Genomic DNA, 22,382 nt, shown 5'->3' with positions numbered 1-22,382 from the left:
TTGTTACAAAGGCAAGTATAAGAAAGATGCTGAACGACACGATGTAACTTGAATGTTCTTTAAGCGTCGGTTTAACGGGTCACGAGACCCCCTGGTTTTTTCTCATTTTGTGGATATCTCATGTTATCGAACAAGTCCTTGGCACTGGCGCTGTGCCTCACTATTACGGGTTGCGCACAAACTCCACAAAATGATGCCGAAGGTGGGCATTGGTGGTCATTCGGATCGGACAAGACTGCGACCAAGGACGCAGTGACCCAAACCGACGCCAAGCCCGATGCCAAGCCTGCTGCAGGCGCCAAGCCCGTTGAGCCCGTCGCCGCTGCTGCTGCACCGGCTCCGGCCACCAAGGCTGATACCGGTTACAGCTGGTGGCCGTTCTCCACCAAGAGTGCCGAAGAGAAGGCCGCCGATGCCAAGGCTGACCTGAAAGCCGACCTCAAGGCAGCCACCCCGACGTCGGACGCGGCGCCTGTGGTCGCCAAGACCGACACCGAGCCTCATTGGTGGTGGCCGTTCGAAAGCAAGCCAAAGCCCTTGGCCAAGGTCGACGTGACCAACGTGCAGATGCCTGACCCGAAAATCACTCAAGCCTGGCTGGATGACTACGAACCTCGCCTGCGTGAGGCCATCAAGGGCAGCACCCTGCAACTTGAGCGTCGCGACAACGTGCTGGTAGTGATTGCCCCTGTCGACGGTTCCTACAACCCGAAGCGCCCGGCGATGTTGCTGCCGGTGACCCTGGGCCCGTTTACCCGTGTGGCCAAGGCTGTAGAGGCTGATCCAAAGACCGCCGTACTGGTCTTGGGCCACGTCGACGCCACTGGCAGCGCGCCGGCGAGCCAGGCGTTGAGCAAGGAGCGTGCGCAGTCGATTGCATCGATTTTCAGCCTCAGTGGTTTGAAGCAGGACCGCCTGATGCTGCGTGGCATGGGCGACCTTATGCCGCGTGCCGCCAACGACAGCAATCAGGGCCGTGCGCTGAATCGTCGCATGGAAATCATGTTCACTCAGCGTACAACGATGTTGGCACTGCTGAGCAAGTACAACTCGGGCAAGACGCCGCCTGTTGCTGAAATGGTTGCCGTGCAGGACGTTCCCGCCCCGGCACCCGCGGCAAAGGCAAAAGCGCCAGCCAAAAAGGCCCCGGCCAAGAAAGCTGCTGCCAAGCCCGCGGCTAAAAAAGCCGCAGCCAAACCGGCAGCGAAGAAACCCGCTGCGGCCAAAGCCAAAGCTGCTGCACCCGCTTCGAACGACCAGGCAAAAAACTGAGCCGTTGAACCACGAGGATAAAGCCGCATGACCCAGGCACTGGCCGATATGCGCCGTGACTACACACGGGACGGTTTGAGCGAGGCCCAGGCCCCGGATGAGCCGTTTGCGTTGTTCCACCAATGGTTCGGTGACGCGGTGAAAACCGAACAGCCACCGGTGGAGGCCAATGCCATGACCCTGGCGACGGTCGACCAGGACGGTCGCCCGCACTGTCGTATCCTGTTGCTCAAGGGCCTGGATGCACAGGGCTTTACCTTCTTCACCAACTATCAAAGCGCCAAGGGTGAACAGCTCGCGGCGCGTCCGTTCGCAGCCATGACCTTCTTCTGGCCGACCCTGGAGCGCCAGGTGCGCATTGAAGGGCGCGTGGTCAAGGTCACCCCTGAAGAGTCGGATGCTTATTACCAAGTACGTCCTTTGGGCAGCCGCCTGGGGGCTTGGGCTTCCCCGCAGAGCCAGGTCATTCGTGACCGCGAAGAACTGCAGGAACTGCTCAAGGCCACTGAACAGCGTTTCAGCGATACCCAGCCCGACTGCCCTGAGCATTGGGGTGGGTACCGTTTGCTGCCCGAGCGCATCGAGTTCTGGCAAGGCCGCGCCAGCCGCCTGCATGACCGCCTCAACTATCGCCTGCAAGGGGCTCAATGGTCCCGCGAGCGCCTGGCGCCCTGAGCGTCACCTTTCGTCATCCCGCCTGAATCAAAGCTATTGCGCTGGAGTCCCTGATCAAGAGACCTCGGCGCTTTCGGCTGCGCGGCTACACTGGTCAAACAGGTTATGGCATCGTTCGGCGCCATAATCTTCGTTACCGTTCGTCGAGTTTTCTGGTGCTGGCAGTCTGTACTCAGGCTGAATGAAAACAATTTTTTGCCTGGCTTGCCGTGACAGGCGCCAAGCCAGAGCGTTTAATGAATACCTGTCCTTTGGAGTTGATGCTATGCGTAAGTCCGTTTTACTAGTTGCCTGCTTTACCACCCTGTCGTTGCTCTTGGGTGGCTGCGCCTCGAGTCTGACCGGCGACTCGTACTCTCGCGATGAGGCGCGTCGTGTACAGACCGTGCGCATGGGCACCATCGAATCCCTGCGTCCGGTGAAAATCGAAGGTACCAAGACCCCAATCGGCGGCGCTGCAGGCGCAGTCATCGGCGGCGTTGGCGGCAGCGCCATCGGTGGCGGTCGTGGCAGCATTGTCACCGCGGTGATCGGTGCGGTCGCTGGCGGCCTGTTGGGCTCGGCCACCGAAGAAGGCCTGACCCGTACCCAGGGCGTGGAAATCACCGTTCGCGAAGACGACGGCAGCATGCGTGCCTACGTACAAGCCGTGCAGGAAAATGAAATCTTCCGCATCGGCGACCGCGTACGCATCATGACCGTTGACGGTACCAGCCGCGTTACCCGCTAAGCGCTAGCGAGCAGGCAAAGAAAAACCCCAGCCGGGGGACCGGTTGGGGTTTTTTTATGCTGTTTTCCCAGAGGGTCAGGCTTTCTTGCGGCTCGCCATTGCCGTCACCGCGTACCCGATAAAGGCCGCCAGGATCGACCCGGTCAGAATGCCCATGCGGTCTTCACCGGCAAACTCACTGGCGCCCGGCACAAACGCCAGTGAGCCGACAAACAGGCTCATGGTAAAGCCGATGCCGCACAGGATCGCCACCCCCAGCACCTGGCCCCAGTTGGCGCCGCTGGGCAGTGAGGCGATACCGGTCTTGATCGCCAGCCAGGTCAGGCCGAATACGCCGACGGTCTTGCCGATCAACAGGCCAGCGGCGATGCCCATGGGCACGTGGTGGGTGAAGCTGTCCAGGCTGACGCCGCTGAGGGAGACGCCAGCATTGGCGAATGCGAAGAGCGGCAGGATGGCATAGGCCACCCAGGGGTGCAGGGCGTGTTCCAGGGTCAGCAACGGTGAAGTCTCGGCATTTTTGGTACGCAGGGGAATGCAGAACGCCAGGGTCACGCCGGCCAGCGTGGCATGCACACCGCTCTTGAGTACGCACACCCACAGGATCAAGCCAACGATCAGGTACGGCCCAAGCTTGATCACGCCCAGGCGGTTCATCGCAATCAAGGCAATCAAGCAAGCCCCCGCGCCCGCCAGGGATGCGCCGGACAAGTCGGCGGAGTAAAACAACGCAATGACGATGATGGCACCGAGGTCGTCAATGATTGCCAGGGTCATCAGGAACAGCTTCAGCGACACCGGTACGCGCTTGCCCAGCAGGGCCAGCACGCCCAGGGCGAACGCAATATCCGTGGCCATGGGGATCGCCCAGCCTGCGAGAGCGGCGGGGTTGTCCTTGTTCAGCGCCCAGTAGATCAGGGCCGGCACCACCATGCCGCCGATGGCTGCTGCGCCGGGCAGTACCACTTGGGAGGGCTTGGACAGGTGGCCATCGAGGAGTTCGCGCTTGACCTCCAGGCCGATCAACAGGAAGAACAGGGCCATCAGGCCGTCATTGATCCACAGCAGCGCCGGCTTGGCGATGGTCAACGCTCCCACCTGTGTGACCACCGGGGTCTCGAGGAAGGCGTTGTACAGGTGCGACAACGGCGAGTTGTTGATGATCAGCGCCAAGGCGGCAGCGGCGATCAACAACAGGCCACTGGCGGCTTCCAGCTGGAAGAAACGGGTGAAAGTGCTACGCAGAGGCAAGGGATGCTCTCCATTCCAGGTTCAATAGGTGGGTACCCTAACCCGTACTGTTAGTTGTTAAAACAAAAGTTATATTCTTATTTGTTATAAGAGATTGGCGCGGTTACCGATGCCTTGAAGACTAGCAATTGTGTGTCCAATTGAGTCGGCACTGTATCTGTGTTGAGTGTAGGAAACATCCTAAGATCAAGTCTGAAAACCTTTAGAGAACCCACCATGAGCGACCACCGTACCTGGGCCCGCGAAGCCATTCGCATCATTGAAGCGGACTTCCAGCGGAGCGCTGACACCCACCTGATCCCGTTGCCATTACCGGGGTTGCCAGGCATCGAGCTGTACTTCAAGGACGAGTCCAGCCACCCCACCGGCAGCCTGAAACATCGCCTGGCCCGCTCACTGTTCCTGTACGCACTGTGCAATGGCTGGCTCAAGCCTGACGCCCCGGTGGTTGAAGCGTCGAGTGGTTCCACGGCGATCTCCGAAGCCTACTTCGCCCGCCTGCTGGGCTTGCCGTTTATTGCGGTCATGCCTGCTTCCACGTCCCAGGAGAAAATCGCCCAGATCGCCTTTTATGGTGGCAAGAGTCATCTGGTCCAGGATCCGACGCAGATCTACGCGGAATCCGAACGCCTGGCCAAGGAGGGTGGTGGTCATTTCATGGACCAGTTCACCTATGCCGAACGTGCTACCGACTGGCGAGCGAACAACAACATCGCCGAGTCGATCTTCCAGCAGATGCGCTTTGAACAGCACCCGGAGCCCAGCTGGTTGATTTCCAGCCCCGGCACTGGCGGCACTACCGCGACCCTGGGCCGTTATGTGCGTTATCGCCAGCATTGCACCCGCGTGTTGTGTGCCGATGCAGAACGTTCGGTGTTTTTCGACTTCTACCAGAGCGGCGACGCCAGCCTGCGCCTGGAGTGTGGCTCACGGATCGAAGGGATTGGCCGGCCGCGAGTGGAAGCGTCGTTTCTGCCTGCGGTGATTGATGCGATGGTCAAGGTCCCGGATGCGTTGTCACTGGCGGCCATGCATTATCTGGCCGAGCGTCTGGGGCGACGGGTTGGCGGTTCCAGCGGGACCAACCTGATCGGCGCATTGATGGCCGCGCAACAGATGAAAGCGGCGGGGGAGTCGGGGTCGATCGTAGCGATCTTGTGTGATGGCGGCGAGCGTTATGCCACCACCTATTATGATCAGGCGTGGTTGGCGGGGCAGGGCTATGAGCTGGAGAGCTTGATTGCGGCGGTGGCGGCGAGTGTCGAGCGCGGTGAACCGTTGCCCAACACTATCCTGCGCGCCAATATCTGACCCACCGCAAATCAAAATGTGGGAGGGGCGGTGTGCTCAGGCCTCAATGCCGAGCATATCCCGCGCCAACGCCTCGGCAATCCGAATCCCGTCAACACCCGCCGATAGAATCCCGCCGGCATAACCCGCACCTTCCCCGGCCGGAAATAGACCTTTTACGTTCAGGCTCTGCATCGACTCATCGCGGGTAATGCGCAACGGTGACGAGGTGCGGGTCTCGATCCCCGTCAACACTGCATCGTGCAGCGAGTAACCCTTGATCTGCTTCTCGAACGCCGGCAAGGCTTCGCGGATGGCTTCGATGGCGAAGTCCGGCAAGGCCAGGGCCAGGTCGCCCAGGGATACGCCGGGCTTGTAGGAAGGTTCCACACTACCTAAGGCGGTGGACGGTTTGCCGGCGATAAAGTCGCCCACCAACTGCGCCGGTGCCTCGTAGTTGCTGCCGCCGAGGATGTAGGCGTGGGACTCCAGGCGCTCCTGCAATTCGATACCGGCCAACGGGCCACCTGGGTAATCCACTTCGGGGGTGATGCCGACCACAATGCCGGAGTTGGCGTTGCGCTCGTTGCGCGAGTACTGGCTCATGCCGTTGGTCACGACGCGATTGGGTTCCGAGGTCGCGGCCACCACAGTGCCGCCCGGGCACATGCAGAAGCTATAGACCGAACGGCCGTTCTTGGCGTGGTGCACCAGCTTGTAGTCGGCCGCGCCCAGTTTCGGGTGGCCGGCGTACTTGCCCAGGCGTGCGGCGTCGATCAGCGACTGCGGGTGTTCGATACGGAAACCCACCGAGAACGGCTTGGCCTCCATGTATACGCCGCGGCCATGGAGCATGCGGAAGGTGTCACGTGCGCTGTGGCCCAGGGCAAGAATCACGTGCCTTGAGAGAATCTGCTCGCCGCCGTCGACGACCACGCCGTTCAACTGCCCATTTTCGATCAACACGTCGGTGACCCGTTGCTCGAAGCGCACTTCACCGCCGAGGGCGATGATCTGCTCGCGCATGTTTTCCACCACGCCGGTCAGGCGGAAGGTGCCGATATGGGGCTTGCTGACGTAGAGGATCTCTTCCGGCGCGCCGGCCTTGACGAACTCGTGCAGCACCTTGCGGCCGTGGAATTTCGGGTCCTTGATCTGGCTGTAGAGCTTGCCGTCAGAGAAGGTGCCGGCGCCGCCTTCACCGAATTGCACGTTGGATTCGGGGTTGAGCACGCTTTTACGCCACAGGCCCCAGGTGTCCTTGGTGCGTTGGCGCACTTCCTTGCCGCGCTCAAGGATGATCGGCTTGAAGCCCATCTGTGCCAGCAGCAGCCCGGCGAAAATTCCGCAGGGGCCAAAACCGACCACGATCGGCCGCTCGACCAGGTCTGCCGGCGCCTGGCCCACCACCTTGTAGCTGACGTCGGGGGCCGGGTTGACGTTGCGGTCGTCGGCAAACTTGAGCAGCAGGGCGGCTTCGCCCTTCACGTTCAAGTCGATGGTGTAGATGAAGCACAGCTCCGACGACTTTTTACGGGCGTCGTAGCTGCGTTTGAACAGGGTGAAATCGAGCAGTTCATCACTGGCGATGCCCAGGCGCTGCACGATGGCTGGCCGCAGGTCTTCTTCGGGATGGTCGATGGGCAGCTTGAGTTCGGTGATTCGTAACATGACAGGATCCGGTAGGCGGCGGGCGAGAAGGCCGGCTGTTTTGCAAACCGGCGATTATAAGCTCCAATGGCGACTTTCCGTCAGGTTAAAACAGCTCAGGGTCGAATCAGTCGTCCCGCGAGCCGCCAAAGGCTGCGCAACCACGCTGCACCTGGCCGTTGACCCGCAACTCGGCGCTCATGTGTTGCAGGCTGCCGCTCACACTGTCGACGCAGCGCTGGGGCGCCACCCACAGCTCGATGTGCTGGTTATTGGCTTCGGTCATCAGGTTGAAGCGGCCGTCGCCCAGTTGTTCTTCGACGTACGGCACTGCCAAAGGTGGTTGGCCCTCACGTTCCAGCACCATGCCCTTGGCCGTGACGTTCATCGCCCAGGCCGGTTTATGGCCGTTGGCGCGCAGGATCATGCGCTTGAAGTCCGGGTCGGTACAGGCAGAGGTCGAGCGTTCTACGCGGTACAGCTGTTGCAGCTCCACTTCGCCCTGGGTACCGGTGGCAACCCCGGAAAACTTGCCGCGCAGGTCGGCAAACAGTGCGCCTTGCTGGCCGGCCAGGGAGGCCGCTTCCTGCAGGATGCTGGTGCCGCCGGTATCCTTGACCACGTAGTTACGCTGGTCGCCGCACGGCTGGAACAACAGCTTGCCGTCCACCGCGGTCAATTCACCCTGCATACGGGTCAGCCCGACGGTAGACGGCTTGGCCGGCTCGCTTTCGAACAGCTGGCAAGCGGCGAACAAGGGAAGCAAGGCACACAGGGCGAGGGTACGGGCGGCACGCATATTGGGTCTCCAAACAAGTGCCGCCACGTTACGCAGGCTGGCGCCGCATCACAAGCCCGCTCGCCGGCTTCAGGTGTTTCTGACAGACATCAAATTCAGCCTACGATAAAGGTCTGACCGGTTTGTAGGCCCTCGACGCTTTTTGCGTAAGCCAGTGCCACATCGGCAGCTGGAGCTGGTTTGTAGCCACGGAAATACGGTGCATAGCTGCCCATGGCTTCCAGTAGAACGGTCGGGCTCACAGCATTGATACGCAGGCCACGTGGCAATTCAATGGCCGCCGCTTTGACGAATGCGTCCAGTGCACCGTTGACCAACGCCGCCGAGGCACCGGTGCGGATCGGATCACGGTTCAGGATGCCGCTGGTGAAGGTGAACGAAGCGCCGTCGTTGGCATATTCCCGACCGATCAGCAGCAGGTTGACCTGGCCCATCAGCTTGTCACGCAGGCCCAGTTCAAAGTCGCTTTCGTTCATCTCGCCCAAGGCTACGAAATTGACGTTGCCCGCTGCGCAGACCAGTGCGTCGAACGGGCCGGTTTGTTCAAACAATTTACGAATCGAAGCGCTGTCGCTGATGTCCACCTGGAAATCGCCGCTGGTGCGACCGATGCTGATCACTTCGTGACGCTGGCTCAGCTGCGCCTTCACCGCCGAACCGACTGTGCCGCTGGCACCAATCAATAGGATTTTCATCGTGCTGTTCCTCCAGAGATAGTGAAGGTTCAGTGTAGTGTGGCTTTTTCAGCGGATAAACGCGCTAATAGGCAACCTTTGGTTTTCAAATGGAAACAATCCATGAGCGAAATGGATGATCTGGCAGCCTTCGCGGTGCTGATTGAAGCTGGCAGCTTTACCCTGGCCGCCGAGCAACTGGGTTGCAGTAAGGGGCAGCTGTCCAAGCGCATCAGCCAGTTGGAAGCGCAGTTTGCCGTGGTGCTGTTGCACCGTACGACACGCAAACTGAGCCTCACCGCCGCCGGCGCGGCGTTGCTGCCTCAGGCACAAGCGCTGGTGGTGCAGGTGGAGCGCGCGCGCCAGGCATTGGCGCGGCTCAAAGATGATTTGACCGGCCCTGTGCGCATGACCGTTCCGGTCTCGTTGGGTGAGACCTTCTTTGATGGCTTATTACTGGAGTTCTCCAAACAATACCCGCAGGTCCAGGTCGAACTGGAGCTTAATAACAGTTACCGCGACTTGGCCCGGGATGGTTTTGACTTGGGCGTACGCTCGGGTGCCATCGAACATGAACGCCTGGTGGCCAAGCCTCTGCTGGCGTGGCGCGAGATGACCTGCGCCAGCCCTGCCTATCTGGAACAGCATGGCGAACCACTGACCCCGGCGGACCTGGCGACACACATCTGTTTGCTCAACAGTCACTACAGCGGACGCGAGGAATGGTTGTATCACCAGCAACACGAATTGCTGCGGGTACGGGTAAGCGGCACGTTTGCCTCCAACCACTACAACCTGCTGAAAAAAGCCGCGCTGGTGGGCGCCGGTATCGCGCGGCTGCCGTCCTACGTATTACCGAAGGAACTGGCCGAAGGCCGGTTACGCTGGCTCCTGCGCGACTATCAGACGCGCAGCATGCCGATGTACCTGGTGCACCCCTACCAGGGTGGCCTGCCGCGGCGTACCCAGGTATTGGCCGATTACCTGGTGGACTGGTTCAGGCGCAGCGGCGAGGCGTTGGATCGGCTTTAACGCAAGCGACGGGCGATCAAGTGGTCGATGGACAGGCTGCCCGGTCCCTTGGCAAGCAACAGCAACAGCAGCGCAATCCAGGTGCCGTGGGTCGGATAGGCATCAGGGTAGACGAACAACTGGATGGTCAAGGTCATGCCGATCAGGGCCAGGGCCGAGAAGCGCGTAGCCAATCCCAGCAGGATCAGCACCGGGAAAAAATGCTCGGCAAAGGTCGCCATATGCGCGGCCACTTCCGGCGCCAGCAACGGCACGTGGTACTCGCTGCGAAATAACCACAACGCCGACGCAGCAAGCTTGGGCTCGCCCCATTGGAATGTGCCGCTGACCAGGTCAATGGCAAAGCCTTCGACTTTGGTTTGCCCGGATTTCCAGAACACTGCTGCAATGGAGAAGCGCGCAATAAACGCGATCAGGCTGTAGGGGATGTTTTCGAACAGGGCGATGGCCCGTTTTACCAGGCAGGGGGCGGGCGCGTTCATGGCGATACCTTTCTTTCCAGGTGCAAATGAGTGATGGCGTCGTGGCTGATCAGCAGCTTGAGACATTGGTGCAGGTCGAATTCGGCCGAGGCTTCAAGCGCATTGGCAACGGCCGCCTCCAGCCCGGCGCCTTGCTTGAGGCGGTTGATAAAGATGACCGAGCCACTGTCGATGGCAAATACTTTGACCGCCAACCCTTGGCGCAAGACCAGAGCGCCCTGGGCATGCCAGGGGTTCAACGTGGCGATAGCGTCCTCGGTCTGGTGCGCGGCCCATACCGCGACGATTGCGTAGGGGGAGTTCAGCGTGGCGAGCGATGGGTGCAGTTGCACACGCAGGTGTCCGAGTTGCTCTGCGCCTTGCAGTTGTTGAAGAACGCTGGGCTGGTCCAGCGCCTGGCGATCCGCCGCGTGATAGGCGCGAACCCGCAGGCGTTCCAATCGCGCTATATCTGCCAGGTAAGGCACGCTCGAAGCCGGCTCAAACCCTTGGATAAAGTCAGCCAAAGAGCTGCCGTATTCGCTGATTAACGGGGTAGTGGGCGGATAAGCCTGGACGTACAGGCCGGCCATGGCATGGAAAAACTCATCGCCTACCAATCGCCGCACCACCGGATAAGCGGCCGCCAGCCCATCGTTCAACGAGCTGTGAACGTTATTGCGATACACCGCGAAGCGGCTTGCCGGGTCGGCACCATTGCTGCTGAACACACCCTCGGGACAGACTGCGTCGGGCGCCAGCAAAGCCTGGGCAAATTCGTGTTGAATACTCATCTGGCCACCTGCGACAAATACCATTTGGCTTGCCGGGCCTCGGCCTGCAGCACGCTGAATGCCGGCACGTGATTATCCCGTTCGATCAAGGTGGCTACCGGGCCGGTCCGTGTCAGTACCTGTTCGTACAATTGCCACACGGCGTTATCGATAGGCGCGCCGTGGTCATCGATCAGCAGGCGGTCGCCCAGGCTGTCAGTGTCTTCGGCAAAGCCGGCCAGATGAATCTCACCGACTGCGTGCAATGGCAGGGCATTGATATAGGCAAGTGGGTCGCGCTGATGATTGATGCAGGAGACATAGACGTTGTTGATATCAAGTAGCAGGCCGCAACCGGTACGGCGGATGATCTCGCCGATGAAGTCGGTTTCGTCCAGGGTGGAGCGCTGGAACTGCAGGTAGGTCGAGGGGTTCTCCAACAGCATCGGCCGCTTGAGTGTGCTTTGTACCTGATCGACGTGGTCGCATACCCGGCTCAGGGTGCTGGCGTCGTAGGCCAGGGGCAGCAAGTCGTTGAGAAACACCGGGCCGTGGCTGGACCAGGCCAGGTGTTCGGAAAAAGACTGGGGTTGATAGCGTTCGATCAGCGTGACCAGGCGTGCCAGGTGCTCATGGTCCAGGGGACCTTCGCCGCCGATGGACAGGCCCACGCCGTGCAGTGACAGTGGGTACTGCGCGCGGATCAAGCCCAGGTAGTGATGAAACGGGCCGCCGGCCACCATGTAGTTTTCGGCGTGCACTTCGAAAAAACCGATGTCGGGGCAGGTCTCGAGCACTTGGGTAAAATGCTCGGTCTTCAGCCCCAGCCCGGCCCGCAAGGGCAGGCCAGGCGCCTGAGCCAGTGAGATCGTGTAGTCGGGTGTTGGCGTCATCATCAGTACTCAGGCTTGCGGGGGGATCAGGACTTGGCGGTGAAGGCGGCTTCCTGGCCGAAACCGGTCGGCGAGGTGGTGCTTGGGGTCTGGGTGCAGGTGCCGGCGGGCACCAGTTTCCACGCGTTGGCCTGGTCTTTGGTTTTGGAGGTGCCAGCGCAGGAAGTGCCAGCACCCGCGGCGCAATCGTTCTTGCCGGCTTCAGCCACGCCGAAGCATTTCTGCATCTCGTCGGCCGCATGAGCGGTGGTGGTCAGGGCGGACAGGCTCAGGGCCGAGCCCAGGGCCAGGATGAGGGAGGCGGCAGACAGTTTGGTGGTCATGGGTATAACTCCAGCAGTGGGTTGAATGAGCGGGCTTGATTGCCTGCTTGCACCACTAGAGAGAGGGGGGGTGAGTTCGTTACAAAGAGTTCGAAAATAATTCGAGAATCTTTCGGTTCACACAAAAAATGTGGGAGGGGGCTTGCCCCGATAGCGGTGGTTCAGTCACAAGATGCGGTGACTATCAGCCTGCCATCGGGGGCAAGCCCCCTCCCACATTTAGATCCGGTTTACTCAGTTACCGGGTCTTAGCCGCCGAGGTACGCCTCCCGCACCTTCGGGTCCGTCAGCAGTTGCTCGCCAGTCCCCTGCATCACCACCCGACCGTTTTCCAGCACATAGGCACGGTCAGCAATTTTCAGTGCCTGGTTGGCGTTCTGCTCTACCAGGAACACCGTTACACCATCCTTGCGCAGCTGTTCGATGATGTCGAAGATCTGCTGGATGATGATCGGTGCCAGGCCCAGGGACGGTTCGTCCAACAGAAGCAGCTTGGGCTTGCTCATCAGCGCCCGGCCGATGGCGAGCATTTGCTGCTCGCCGCCGGACATGGTGCCGCCGCGCTGGCTGAAGCGTTCCTTGAGGCGCGGGAACAGGTGCAGCACCTTGTCCATTTGCTCCTGGTAGTCGCCCTTGTCGGTGAAGAACCCACCCATGGCCAGGTTCTCTTCCACGGTCAGGCGCGAGAACACCCGACGACCCTCCGGTACCACGGCAATGCTCTTGCGCATGATCTCGGCGGAGTGCTTGCCCACCAGTTCCTCACCCATGTAACGGATGCTGCCGCCGTGGGCCTGGGGCGAACCGCACAGGGTCATCAGCAGGGTCGATTTGCCGGCGCCGTTGGCGCCGATCAGGGTGACGATCTCACCCTGGCGTACTTCGACATTGACGTCGTGCAGGGCCTGGATCTTGCCGTAGAACGTGGAAACGTTTTCGAACTGCAGCATTTTACGCTTCCCCCAGATAGGCTTTGATCACTTCAGGATTGTCGCGGATCTGCTCCGGCGTGCCGTCGGCCAGCGGCGTGCCCTGGTTGATCACCACAATATGGTCGGAAATGCTCATGACCAGTTTCATGTCGTGTTCAATCAACAGCACCGTGGCGTCGTTCTCCTCACGCAGCACGCTGATCAGCGCCTTGAGGTCTTCGGTTTCCTTGGGGTTCAGGCCGGCGGCGGGTTCGTCGAGCATGAGGATCCGCGGGCGGGTCATCATGCAACGAGCGATTTCCAGGCGACGCTGCTGACCATAGGCCAGGGTGCCGGCCGGGCGGTTGGCAAATTCCGTCAGGTTGACCTTGTCCAGCCAGTACGCCGCGTACTCCATGGCCTCGCGCTCGCTCTTGCGGAACGCCGGGGTCTTGAACAGGCCTGCGAAGAAGTTGGTGTTCAAATGGCGGTGCTGGGCGATCAACAGGTTCTCGACTGCGGTCATGTCCTTGAATAACCGCACGTTCTGGAAGGTACGCACCACGCCCTTGCGAGCGATCTCGTGACCCGCCAGGCCCTGGATCGGTTGGCCGTCCAGCAGGATGCTGCCGCCGCTCGGCTTGTAGAAGCCGGTGAGGCAGTTGAACACTGTGGTCTTGCCGGCGCCGTTGGGGCCGATCAGTGCTACAACCTGTTTCTCTTTCACGGTCAGGGCTACACCGTTGACCGCCAGCAAGCCGCCGAAGCGCATGCTCAAGTTTTCTACTTTCAGGATCTCGCGGCTCATTTGCGCAGCTCCATATGTGGACGTTGCATGGGCAGCAGGCCCTGAGGGCGCCAGATCATCATCAGCACCATCAAGGCGCCGAACATCAACATGCGGTATTCGCTGAACTCACGCATCATTTCCGGCAGCAGGATCATCACGATCGCCGCCAGGATCACGCCCAGTTGCGAGCCCATGCCACCGAGCACCACGATGGCGAGAATGATCGCCGACTCGATAAACGTGAACGACTCCGGGGTCACCAGGCCCTGGCGCGCGGCGAAGAAGCTGCCGGCGAAACCGGCGAACGCGGCACCCAGGGTGAACGCGGAAAGCTTGATGATGGTCGGGTTCAGGCCCAGGGCACGACAGGCGATTTCATCTTCGCGCAACGCTTCCCAGGCGCGGCCGATGGGCATGCGCAGCAAGCGGTTGATCACGAACAGTGCCGCCAGCGCCAGCAACAGCGCCACCAGGTACAGGAACACCACTTTGCTGACCGGGTTGTAGGCAATCCCGAAGTATTCGTGGAAGGTCTGCATGCCTTCGGCTGCGGTACGGTCGAACGACAGCCCGAAGAACGTCGGCTTGGGGATGCTGCTGATGCCGTTGGGGCCACCGGTGATGTCGGTGAGGTTACGCAGGAACAGACGGATGATTTCACCAAAGCCCAGGGTCACGATCGCCAGGTAGTCACCGCGCAGGCGCAGCACCGGGAAGCCCAGCAGGAAGCCGAACGTCGCCGCCGCCATACCGGCCAATGGCAGGCAGATCCAGAAGCTCCAGCCCAGGTAGTGCGAGAGCAGCGCGTAGGTATAGGCACCCACGGCGTAGAAGCCCACATAACCAAGGTCAAGCAGGCCGGCCAGGCCCACCACGATGTTCAGGCCCAGGCCCAGCAGCACGTAGATCAGGATCAGCGTGGCAATGTCGACCGCACCGCGGGAACCGAAGAACGGCCAGATCAGCGCAGCGATAATCAGGCCGATGATGATGTAGCGCTGGGTACGCGGCAGGGTCAGGAATTGGCTGACCTTGGGCGACACCAGCGGGCCACGATTGCCCTTGAACAAGGCACCGACCTGCTGGGTGAACAGCACGCGCAGGAACATCAGCACCGAGCACAGGGCGATGACGGCCAGGGTCACGGGACCGGTGCCATGCACTTCCAGGTTGATGCCGACAATGCTCAGCTTGAGGCCGAGTACCGGAAAGGCCACGGCCCATACCAGCAAGGCGCTGAAAAACGCCGATTTAAGATATCTGCTCATACTTTCTCAACCTCCGGACGGCCCAGGATGCCGGTCGGACGGAACAACAGCACCAGAACCAACAGGCCGAACGCCACGACGTCCTTGTACTGGTCACCGAAGATATCGGCGCCAAAGGCTTCGGCCACACCCAGCACCAGCCCGCCGAGCATCGCGCCCGGAATGCTGCCGATGCCGCCCAATACCGCTGCGGTAAAGGCCTTCAGGCCCACCAGGAAACCGGCGTTGGGGTTGATCACGCCGTATTGCATGCTCAGCAACACGGCCGCCACGGCCGCCAGTGCGGCACCAATGACGAAGGTCAAGGCGATGATGTTGTTGGTGTTGATGCCCAGCAGGTTGGCCATCTTGATGTCTTCGGCGCAGGCCCGGCAGGCGCGCCCCAGACGGGAGCGGGAGATGAACAGGGTCAGGCCCAGCATGGCCACCAGGGTGACGACGAAGACCAGGATCTGCATGTACGAAATCAGCACTTCTTGTGCGCCACCTGGGCCGAAGGAGATGCTCCCCGGGATCAGGTTGGGAATGGACTTGTCCTTGGAGTCCTGGGACAGCAATACGGTGTTCTGCAGGAAAATCGACATGCCGATGGCGGAAATCAGCGGGATCAAACGGTTGCTGCCACGCAAGGGACGATAGGCAACCCGTTCGATACTGTAGCCATAGGCACTGGTCACGATGATCGACGCCAGGAACGCAGCGGTCATCAACAGCGGCAGGGAGTGGATCCCCATCATGGCCAGCCCGGCGAGGGCGATGAAGGCCACGTAGGAACCAATCATGTACACCTCGCCATGGGCGAAGTTGATCATTCCAATGATGCCGTAAACCATTGTGTAGCCAATGGCTATCAAGGCATAGGTGCTGCCAATGGTCAGGCCATTAACCAGCTGTTGGAAAAAATGATAGATCTCAGGCATTACAGCGCTCCTAAAAACCCGATACGCATTTCACTGGTGGAGTCATTTCCGGCTGGGTGCCCTGTTCTGTGAGCAGGTTGCACAAAGCGTTTGCCAGCGAACCGCTGGTGACGGTTTTAAGATTTTCAGGTGAGCCAGCGCCCGGATCGCGGGTGACATGGCCCATAAACCTCGTAAAACAAAGCCCACTGCTTGCACAGTGGGCTTGTTGACCAGTAACGCCTGGCTTACTGAGGGGAAACTTCGGTTTTTGGTTTACCGAAGTGCCATTCGTAGACCACGAATTTGAAGTCTTTCAGGTCGCCCTTGGCGTCAAAGCTCAGATCGCCGGTAGGGGTCTTGAAGGTGCCCGCGTGGATGGCCTCGGCCACCTTGGCGGTGTCTTCGCTCTTGGCCGCTTTGATGCCGCCAGCGATGACTTCAATGGCCGAGTAGGCCGGGAACACGAACGGACCGGTTGGGTCCTGCTTGTTCTTGGCGAACTCTTCGACGATGGCTTTGTTGGCAGGGTCGGTGTCGAAGGACTTCGGCAGGGTCACCAGCAGGCCTTCGGAAGCGCCCTGGGCGATTTGCGAGATGGAGTCGTTGCCGACGCCTTCAGGGCCCATGAACTTGGCGTTCAGGCCTTTTTCCTTGGCTTGGCGCAGAATCAGGCCAAGCTCAGGGTGGTAGCCGCCGTAGTAGACGAAGTCGACATTGGCTTGCTTGAGTTTCTGGATGATCGAGGAGAAGTCCTTGTCACCGGCGTTCAGGCCTTCGAAGACGGCAACCTTGGTGCCTTTCTCTTCAAGGGTTTTCTTCACGGCGCTGGCGATGCCTTCACCGTATTGCTGTTTGTCGTGCAGCACGGCAACGATCTTCGGCTTCACGTGGTCGGCGATGTAGTTGCCGGCCGCTGGGCCTTGCGCGCTGTCGAGGCCGATGGTGCGGAAGATCAGCTTGTAGCCACGGGAGGTGATTTCCGGGCTGGTGGCGGCTGGGGTAATCATGATGACGCCTTCGTCTTCATAAATGTCCGACGCTGGCTGAGTGGAGCTGGAGCAGAGGTGACCGACTACGAACTTGACGCCGTCGTTGACCACTTTGTTGGCGACGGCCACGGCTTGTTTCGGATCGCAGGCGTCGTCGTATTCCTTGGCTTCAAGCATTTTGCCATCGACGCCGCCCTTGGCGTTGATGTCGGCGATTGCCTGCTTGGCACCCATGAATTGCATGTCACCGTATTGCGTCACCGGACCGGTCTTGGGACCGGCGATGCCGATCTTGATGGTGTCGGCTGCGAACGAATGGCCGGCAACCCCAGCCAGGACCATAGCGGCAAACAGTTTGGAAATCTGCTTAGTAGCCTTATTCATAGTGCTCCACTCTTACTGTTGTATTTTTTATAGTTCTAGCGGCCTTGTGAGCTGCAGAACCGGATCAGATATCGCGGATATCCCCCCGGCATTGCCCTGGCAACTGTACCGGTACAGTGTAGAGCGCCGGTTGATCGCTTGAAAAGCTGGCAGCTGGGGGCATACCACTGCTATGTCGCTTAAATGAAAGAAAAAGACAGAATTGCGGCGGGTTCTTATCAGCCTTCAAGGCATTCCTTGGCTTTCCTGGCACTTTCAATCGCTACCTCATTTGCTACTGGGTTTTTCTACCTGGGTTACGAGGCTATGATTGCGCCGATTTTTTATTCAGGTGAACTCCCATGACGCAAGAACCTAGCACCCTCTATGCCAAGCTGCTCGGTGAAACCGCCGAAATTTCCTGGAAGGAGCTCGAGCCGTTCTTTGCCAAGGGTGCCCTATTGTGGGTCGACGCCGGCCTGGATCTGATCGAAGCGGCCGAGGGAATGGCCGAAGACAACCGTGACAAAGTCGCCGCCTGGCTGGCCGCGGGGAGCCTTGGCGAAGTGTCTGCAACGCGGGCATTGGACTTGGTGGAGCGTGATCCGAGCCTGTGGGCGGTGGTGGTGTCGCCTTGGATTCTGATCCAGGAAAGGGCAGCTTAAGAATTGTCTGCACGAAAAAGGTGCGTCTTTTTAACCCCTGCAAGTGTGTAGCGGAGTAACCGCCTAGCCGGTGATGGCACCTTGCCGTAGAGAAAGGTCACAGCCGAGGGTGACGTAAACGTCACGGGAACAGTTGATACCGAGGGGAAATCGAGGATGAATTGTTTCCGGGTGTGCCAGGGCGCTGGAGTTCAGCGACTGGACTGTCCATTCGAACGCTCGATCTCAGCGAATTGGCCTGACGATAGAAGGCGGGCCGATGCGCGCCGGCGCAGGGTCGTTCGGCGGTGGGGTGTCCGTGGCGCCTTCCACGCTGAATGGGTAAAGCGGGTTGCGCAGCGCAATGCCTTGGATCACGCCGATGATCTCGTTGAAGGGCACCGCCGGGCTGAGCAGGTAGCCCTGGATATAGTCGCAGCCATGTTTGAGTAGCAGCTCGAATTGCTCCTGGGTTTCCACTCCTTCTGTGACCACCTGCAAGTGCAGGGTGTGGGCCATGCCGATAATCGCCTGGACGATTTCGCTGTCGGCTCTGGACCTTGGTATGTCCTGGATAAACGAGCGGTCGATTTTCAAGGTGTTGAGCGGCAAGCGCTTGAGGTAGGCCAGGGATGAATAGCCAGTGCCGAAATCATCGATCGCCAGGGAGACGCCCAACGCACGGATTTGCCGCAACAGCGCCAGGGTGCTGCTGATATTGCCCATCAGTGCATTTTCGGTGACTTCCAGTTCCAGACGGTTGGCAGCCACAGCAGCGAAGCGCAGGGCGGCTTCGATTTCATCGGCCAACTCGTCCCGGGCCAGGTTCAGCGCCGAGCAGTTCACCGCCATGGTCAGTTCGGTGTAGCCTCGGTCAGACAGCAGGCTCAGATCATGACAGGCCTGGCGCAGTACCCAGTGATCAAGCTCCGCGATCAGCCCGTTATTCTCGGCGATGCCGATAAAGCGGTCCGGTGCCAGTAGCCCGTGCTGCGGATGCTGCCAGCGCACCAGGGCTTCCAGGCGCGTGACCTTGGCGAGCTTCATGTCGAAGATCGGTTGATAGAACAGCACCAACCCACTGCGTGCGCGCAGGGCAGCGCGCAGCTCTTCTTCCAGCTGCAGTTCGAGGAACGCGCGGGTTTTCAGGTTGGAGCTGAAGAAGTGCAGGCTGTTGCGCCCGGCATCCTTGGATTGATAAAGCGCCAGGTCGGCGGTTTTCAACAGTTCTTCGCAGGTCTGGCCGTCGTCGGGGAACAGGCTGATGCCGATGCTGGTGGTCATCACCATGCGTCGCCCGGCCAGTTCGATGGGTTCTTTCATTTTCTGCATGATGCGCAGGGCCATATGCCGTGCTTCGTCGCGGTGATGAATATTGATCAGGATGCAGAACTCATCGCCACCAAATCGTGCGACGACATCCTCATGGCTGCGTACCGAGCTTTTGATATACCCGGCCAATACGGTGAGCAACTGGTCGCCAGCATCGTGCCCAAGGCTGTCATTAATGCGCTTGAAGTGATCTATATCGAGGAAGATCACCGCCATCATCCCTTTGTTTCGCGTTTTTTCTACGACTTTTTCCGCGAAAATCTGATTGAACCCGCGGCGGTTGAGCAGATTGGTCAATGCATCGAAGTGGGCCACTTGTTGCAGCGAGGCGCGAGCCTGGTCCAGTTCGCTGAGCAGCGCGTTGACCCGGCGCAGGTCATGCTCCTTGTGTTGCAGTTTTTTATCCGCCAGGGCTGCGCTGATACTGCTGCCGATCACCAGCAAAGTAATCACCGCCACCGACAGGCCCAGTTGAATCGGGTTGTTATCTACCGGCAGCGACAGGTCCGCATCATTGAGTACCAGCATTTGCATGGCGGCCATGCCTGTGAAATGCATGCTCAGGATTCCGGCGCCCAGCACCAGGCTGGCGGCGTATTTGAGCAATTGATGAAAGACCCCGGCACCGTTACGCAGGTAACTGGACAGCAGCAACGCCGCCAGGCTGGCACCGATGGCAATCGCCACCGACGCCATGAACAGTCGCGATTCAACGTACACCTGGGCCTGGGAGCGCATGGCCGCCATGCCCACGTAGTGCATCAGTGCGATGCCCAGGCCCATCCACACTGAGGCCAGCAGGTATTGGTGGGGCCGCACGTGGGCATGACTGAGGGTTTGCATGGCCAATAGCGCAGCGATCAGGGCGATCAGCAGGGAAGCGAAGGTCGTGAGAAGTTCGTAGTGAATGGCGACAGGGGCCTGGAAGGCCAGCATGCTGATGAAGTGGGTCGACCAGATCCCGCCCGCCAGGCAACCCGCTCCCAGCCAGCACCAATGACGGCGGGCGGTGGGGTTTTCGACATGGCCGACGCGTTCGGCCATGTCCAGCGTACCGAAACCCGCTGCGCAGGCGACCAGGTAGGCGAGCAGCACCAGAAAGGGGTTATGACTGCAATTGAGTAATAAATGCCCGCTGTCTGGAAGGTCGGTAAAAAAATGCTGACCCAGCCATTCCATAGCTTATCCCATCTTGGAGCCACGTCACTGCCAGAGGCGATGACCTATGACGTCGAGTATAGAAGCCTCGTGGCATTTGCCATGAATAATGGCACTTTGATTTCAATGATTTTGGCATGCGACACATAGCGTTTGGTGCTAAGCACTGATGGGCAATTCCAGTTCGAAGTGTTGCTCCTCAAGGGGGGCCAGGCCGAACGCGGCGCGCGCCGCATCGCAGTCGACATTTTGCACCCCCTGGCTCCAGGAAGAATCGAACTCGCGGCATACGCTGGAACGCTGTTCATAGATCGAGCAACTGGTTGCCTGCCCAACCTCACCTTCAAGGCTGCAACACCGCGCGGGCTTCTGGTCGGTACCGATCATCGCCACTCGGCTGGGGTTGATCTGCACCACCAGGTCATCGGGCACCGTACCCCCGGATGAGGCGCACTCGCCCCAAAAGAAAGACACACGAAAGTGTGAACAGCAGGCACCGCAATTCAGACACGGACTGGCTTCGGACATGGGCGTCATCGATAAGAAGGTAAGAGGAGGGTGCAACGGAAGGCTCGCCATTCTATCCGTGCCAAGGCCATTGGGAAGGGGGGCAAGCACTTATATTTTTGTGGGTGAAATCCCGCGTTATCGGGTGAAATCATGCCCTATCAGCTTTACGAATCATTACAGACAACCGCTGCCAGCCTGATTATGTTGCAGGTACCGGGCAGGATGCGTCGGGCATCGCAGCTCTCATAACAATAAAAGAGACGGACCCATGCAGAACTCGACCCAAGCGGCGAATGCCTGGCGCATTCTGTTCCTGCTGTTCCTCGCCAACCTGTTCAATTTCTTTGATCGCACCATCCCCGCGATCATCATCGAGCCCATTCGCATGGAATGGCACCTGAGCGACTTCCAGCTCGGGATCATCGGCACCGCCTTTACCATTGTCTACGCCATCGCCGGGCTGCCGCTCGGGCGCCTGGCCGATACTGGCTCACGCAGCAAATTGATGGGCTGGGGCCTGTTCGCCTGGAGCGGGCTGACGGCAGTCAACGGCTTGGTCGGCAGTTTCTGGACCTTCCTGCTGGTGCGCATGGGCATTGGTATTGGCGAGGCCAGCTATGCGCCGGCTGCCAACTCGCTGATTGGCGACCTGTTTCCCGCCCACCGCCGTGCGCGAGCCATGGGCATTTTCATGCTCGGTCTGCCGTTGGGCCTGTTGCTGGCGTTCTTTACCATCGGCTGGATGGTCAAGGCTTTCGACAGCTGGCGTGCGCCGTTCTTTATCGCGGCGGTGCCGGGGCTGATCCTGGCGGTGTTCATGTTCTATATAAAAGAACCCAAGCGCGGCGCGGCGGAAACCGTGCAAGTCTCCCAGGAGCGCGTCGACCGCCCGATCCGTCGCGTGCTGGCGGTGCCGACCTTTCTCTGGCTGGTGCTCGCCGGGCTGTGCTTTAACTTTGCTACGTATGCGTGCAACTCGTTCCTGGTGCCGATGCTGCAACGGTATTTTCTGATGCCATTGCAGAATGCGGCTGTCGCGACGGGTGTGATTGTCGGTTTGACCGGCCTGGTGGGCTTGACCCTGGGCGGCTGGATTGCCGACAAGATTCATCAGCGGATCGCCAATGGCCGTCTGCTGTTTGCCGCGTGCAGCTTGATTATCTCCACGGTGACTACCGCCTGGGCCTTGCATGCCGGACGTATAGAAATTGGCGTGTTTGTCGCGCTGTTCAGTGTGGGCTGGTTGTTTGCCTACAACTTCTACACTTGCGTTTATACGGCGATCCAGGATGTGGTCGAACCGCGCCTGCGCGCTACGGCAATGGCGCTGTTCTTTGCCGGTTTGTATTTGCTCGGCGGCGGGATGGGACCGATTGTGGTGGGCGGGCTGTCTGATCACTTTGCCCATTCGGCAATGTACGCGGCGGGAGCGGAGCAGATGACTGAGGCTTATAAAGCCGTGGGGTTGCATGACGCCATGTACCTGATTCCGGTGGCGCTGTTCTTGACCATGCTGTTTTTGTTCCAGGCGTCACGTAGTTTTGTGCGCGATGCCAAGCGCATGAAGGATGGGCTGAGTGGGGTTCAAGTGCCGGCTTCTGCGGTAACGGCATGAGACCGAGGTGACCCTATCGGGGGCAAGCCCCCTCCCACATTTGACCGAGTTGTCTGAACCCTACTCGGTCAGTGTGG

22 protein-coding genes are annotated in these 22,382 nt (G+C 59.8%); 7 read left to right on the top strand and 15 right to left on the bottom strand.

Annotation, left to right across the window (positions count from 1 at the left end):
• Positions 1–120 precede the first annotated feature (120 nt).
• The 3 genes from ASD70_RS21600 (at position 121) to ASD70_RS21590 (ending at position 2,677) form a co-directional block, all read left to right on the top strand.
• Complete coding sequence (locus tag ASD70_RS21600) at positions 121–1,272, top strand: OmpA family protein (protein WP_056847417.1); 1,152 nt, start codon at positions 121–123, stop codon at positions 1,270–1,272.
• A gap of 27 nt (positions 1,273–1,299) precedes the next feature.
• Complete coding sequence (gene pdxH / locus ASD70_RS21595) at positions 1,300–1,947, top strand: pyridoxamine 5'-phosphate oxidase (RefSeq protein ID WP_043051583.1); 648 nt, start codon at positions 1,300–1,302, stop codon at positions 1,945–1,947.
• 265 nt (positions 1,948–2,212) lie between these two features.
• A complete protein-coding gene (locus ASD70_RS21590; RefSeq protein ID WP_003189251.1) occupies positions 2,213–2,677 on the top strand; it encodes a glycine zipper 2TM domain-containing protein in 465 nt (154 codons plus the stop codon).
• A gap of 75 nt (positions 2,678–2,752) precedes the next feature.
• Here ASD70_RS21590 and nhaA read toward each other — a convergent pair whose 3' ends face one another.
• Complete coding sequence (nhaA, locus tag ASD70_RS21585; protein ID WP_046071325.1) at positions 2,753–3,928, bottom strand: Na+/H+ antiporter NhaA; 1,176 nt, start codon at positions 3,926–3,928, stop codon at positions 2,753–2,755.
• 216 nt (positions 3,929–4,144) lie between these two features.
• On the opposite strand from nhaA, the gene ASD70_RS21580 reads away from it, so the two are divergent.
• Positions 4,145–5,239, top strand: coding sequence for a PLP-dependent cysteine synthase family protein (locus ASD70_RS21580; RefSeq protein ID WP_056847416.1), 1,095 nt, complete (start codon positions 4,145–4,147; stop codon positions 5,237–5,239).
• A 36-nt stretch (positions 5,240–5,275) separates the two neighbouring features.
• Here the strand turns inward: ASD70_RS21580 and ASD70_RS21575 are convergent, their stop codons facing one another.
• The 3 genes from ASD70_RS21575 to ASD70_RS21565 form a co-directional block, all read right to left on the bottom strand.
• Entirely contained in the window at positions 5,276–6,889 is a 1,614-nt protein-coding gene (locus ASD70_RS21575; protein ID WP_056847415.1) for an NAD(P)/FAD-dependent oxidoreductase, read from the bottom strand.
• A gap of 106 nt (positions 6,890–6,995) precedes the next feature.
• Positions 6,996–7,667, bottom strand: coding sequence for a COG3650 family protein (locus ASD70_RS21570; RefSeq protein ID WP_056847414.1), 672 nt, complete (start codon positions 7,665–7,667; stop codon positions 6,996–6,998).
• A gap of 95 nt (positions 7,668–7,762) precedes the next feature.
• Complete coding sequence (locus ASD70_RS21565; protein ID WP_267896706.1) at positions 7,763–8,395, bottom strand: short chain dehydrogenase; 633 nt, start codon at positions 8,393–8,395, stop codon at positions 7,763–7,765.
• A 69-nt stretch (positions 8,396–8,464) separates the two neighbouring features.
• Here ASD70_RS21565 and ASD70_RS21560 point away from each other — a divergent pair, with 69 nt between their 5' ends.
• Positions 8,465–9,373 carry a LysR family transcriptional regulator gene (locus tag ASD70_RS21560; RefSeq protein WP_046071330.1) on the top strand — a complete coding sequence of 303 codons (909 nt, stop codon included), beginning with the start codon at positions 8,465–8,467 and terminating at the stop codon, positions 9,371–9,373.
• On the opposite strand, the gene ASD70_RS21555 is transcribed toward ASD70_RS21560, so the two are convergent.
• From ASD70_RS21555 to ASD70_RS21515, 9 genes are all read right to left on the bottom strand, one after another.
• Entirely contained in the window at positions 9,370–9,855 is a 486-nt protein-coding gene (locus tag ASD70_RS21555; protein WP_056847413.1) for a DoxX family protein, read from the bottom strand. The two genes, ASD70_RS21560 and ASD70_RS21555, sit on opposite strands and share 4 nt — an antisense overlap.
• A complete protein-coding gene (locus tag ASD70_RS21550; RefSeq protein WP_046071332.1) occupies positions 9,852–10,628 on the bottom strand; it encodes an HvfC/BufC N-terminal domain-containing protein in 777 nt (258 codons plus the stop codon). The genes ASD70_RS21555 and ASD70_RS21550 overlap by 4 nt, the downstream gene beginning before the upstream one ends.
• Positions 10,625–11,503: an MNIO family bufferin maturase gene (bufB, locus tag ASD70_RS21545; RefSeq protein WP_056847412.1), complete on the bottom strand. Its 879-nt coding sequence runs from the start codon at positions 11,501–11,503 to the stop codon at positions 10,625–10,627. Before bufB ends, ASD70_RS21550 begins: the two co-directional genes overlap by 4 nt.
• Positions 11,504–11,526: 23 nt before the next feature.
• Positions 11,527–11,823 (bottom strand): BufA1 family periplasmic bufferin-type metallophore, encoded by a 297-nt coding sequence (locus ASD70_RS21540; RefSeq protein ID WP_046071334.1) that lies wholly within the window; start codon positions 11,821–11,823, stop codon positions 11,527–11,529.
• Positions 11,824–12,071: 248 nt separating this feature from the next.
• A complete protein-coding gene (locus ASD70_RS21535; protein ID WP_046071335.1) occupies positions 12,072–12,773 on the bottom strand; it encodes an ABC transporter ATP-binding protein in 702 nt (233 codons plus the stop codon).
• A 1-nt stretch (position 12,774) separates the two neighbouring features.
• Entirely contained in the window at positions 12,775–13,542 is a 768-nt protein-coding gene (gene livG, locus ASD70_RS21530; protein WP_046071336.1) for a high-affinity branched-chain amino acid ABC transporter ATP-binding protein LivG, read from the bottom strand.
• Positions 13,539–14,792, bottom strand: coding sequence for a high-affinity branched-chain amino acid ABC transporter permease LivM (locus ASD70_RS21525; RefSeq protein WP_046071337.1), 1,254 nt, complete (start codon positions 14,790–14,792; stop codon positions 13,539–13,541). Before ASD70_RS21525 ends, livG begins: the two co-directional genes overlap by 4 nt.
• Positions 14,789–15,712: a high-affinity branched-chain amino acid ABC transporter permease LivH gene (gene livH / locus ASD70_RS21520; RefSeq protein ID WP_003193535.1), complete on the bottom strand. Its 924-nt coding sequence runs from the start codon at positions 15,710–15,712 to the stop codon at positions 14,789–14,791. The genes ASD70_RS21525 and livH overlap by 4 nt, the downstream gene beginning before the upstream one ends.
• A gap of 227 nt (positions 15,713–15,939) precedes the next feature.
• Entirely contained in the window at positions 15,940–17,067 is a 1,128-nt protein-coding gene (locus ASD70_RS21515) for a branched-chain amino acid ABC transporter substrate-binding protein (RefSeq protein WP_046071338.1), read from the bottom strand.
• A gap of 341 nt (positions 17,068–17,408) precedes the next feature.
• Here ASD70_RS21515 and ASD70_RS21510 point away from each other — a divergent pair, with 341 nt between their 5' ends.
• Positions 17,409–17,711 (top strand): DUF2288 domain-containing protein, encoded by a 303-nt coding sequence (locus tag ASD70_RS21510; RefSeq protein ID WP_017530446.1) that lies wholly within the window; start codon positions 17,409–17,411, stop codon positions 17,709–17,711.
• 225 nt (positions 17,712–17,936) lie between these two features.
• On the opposite strand, the gene ASD70_RS21505 is transcribed toward ASD70_RS21510, so the two are convergent.
• Together ASD70_RS21505 and ASD70_RS21500 are read right to left on the bottom strand one after the other, a co-directional pair.
• Entirely contained in the window at positions 17,937–20,201 is a 2,265-nt protein-coding gene (locus ASD70_RS21505; RefSeq protein ID WP_056847411.1) for a putative bifunctional diguanylate cyclase/phosphodiesterase, read from the bottom strand.
• Between the two features lie 138 nt (positions 20,202–20,339).
• The gene (locus ASD70_RS21500) at positions 20,340–20,708 is read right to left on the bottom strand and encodes a YkgJ family cysteine cluster protein (RefSeq protein WP_056847410.1); all 369 of its coding nucleotides are present in this window, start codon (positions 20,706–20,708) and stop codon (positions 20,340–20,342) included.
• A 250-nt stretch (positions 20,709–20,958) separates the two neighbouring features.
• On the opposite strand from ASD70_RS21500, the gene ASD70_RS21495 reads away from it, so the two are divergent.
• Positions 20,959–22,305 (top strand): spinster family MFS transporter, encoded by a 1,347-nt coding sequence (locus ASD70_RS21495; protein WP_056847409.1) that lies wholly within the window; start codon positions 20,959–20,961, stop codon positions 22,303–22,305.
• Positions 22,306–22,382 lie beyond the last annotated feature (77 nt).

It is taken from the genome of Pseudomonas sp. Root569 (assembly GCF_001427465.1).
Lineage (GTDB): Bacteria > Pseudomonadota > Gammaproteobacteria > Pseudomonadales > Pseudomonadaceae > Aquipseudomonas > Aquipseudomonas synxantha.
The sequence above is the reverse complement of the archived record's forward strand: the minus strand, read 5'-3'. Positions and strand labels throughout refer to the sequence as shown.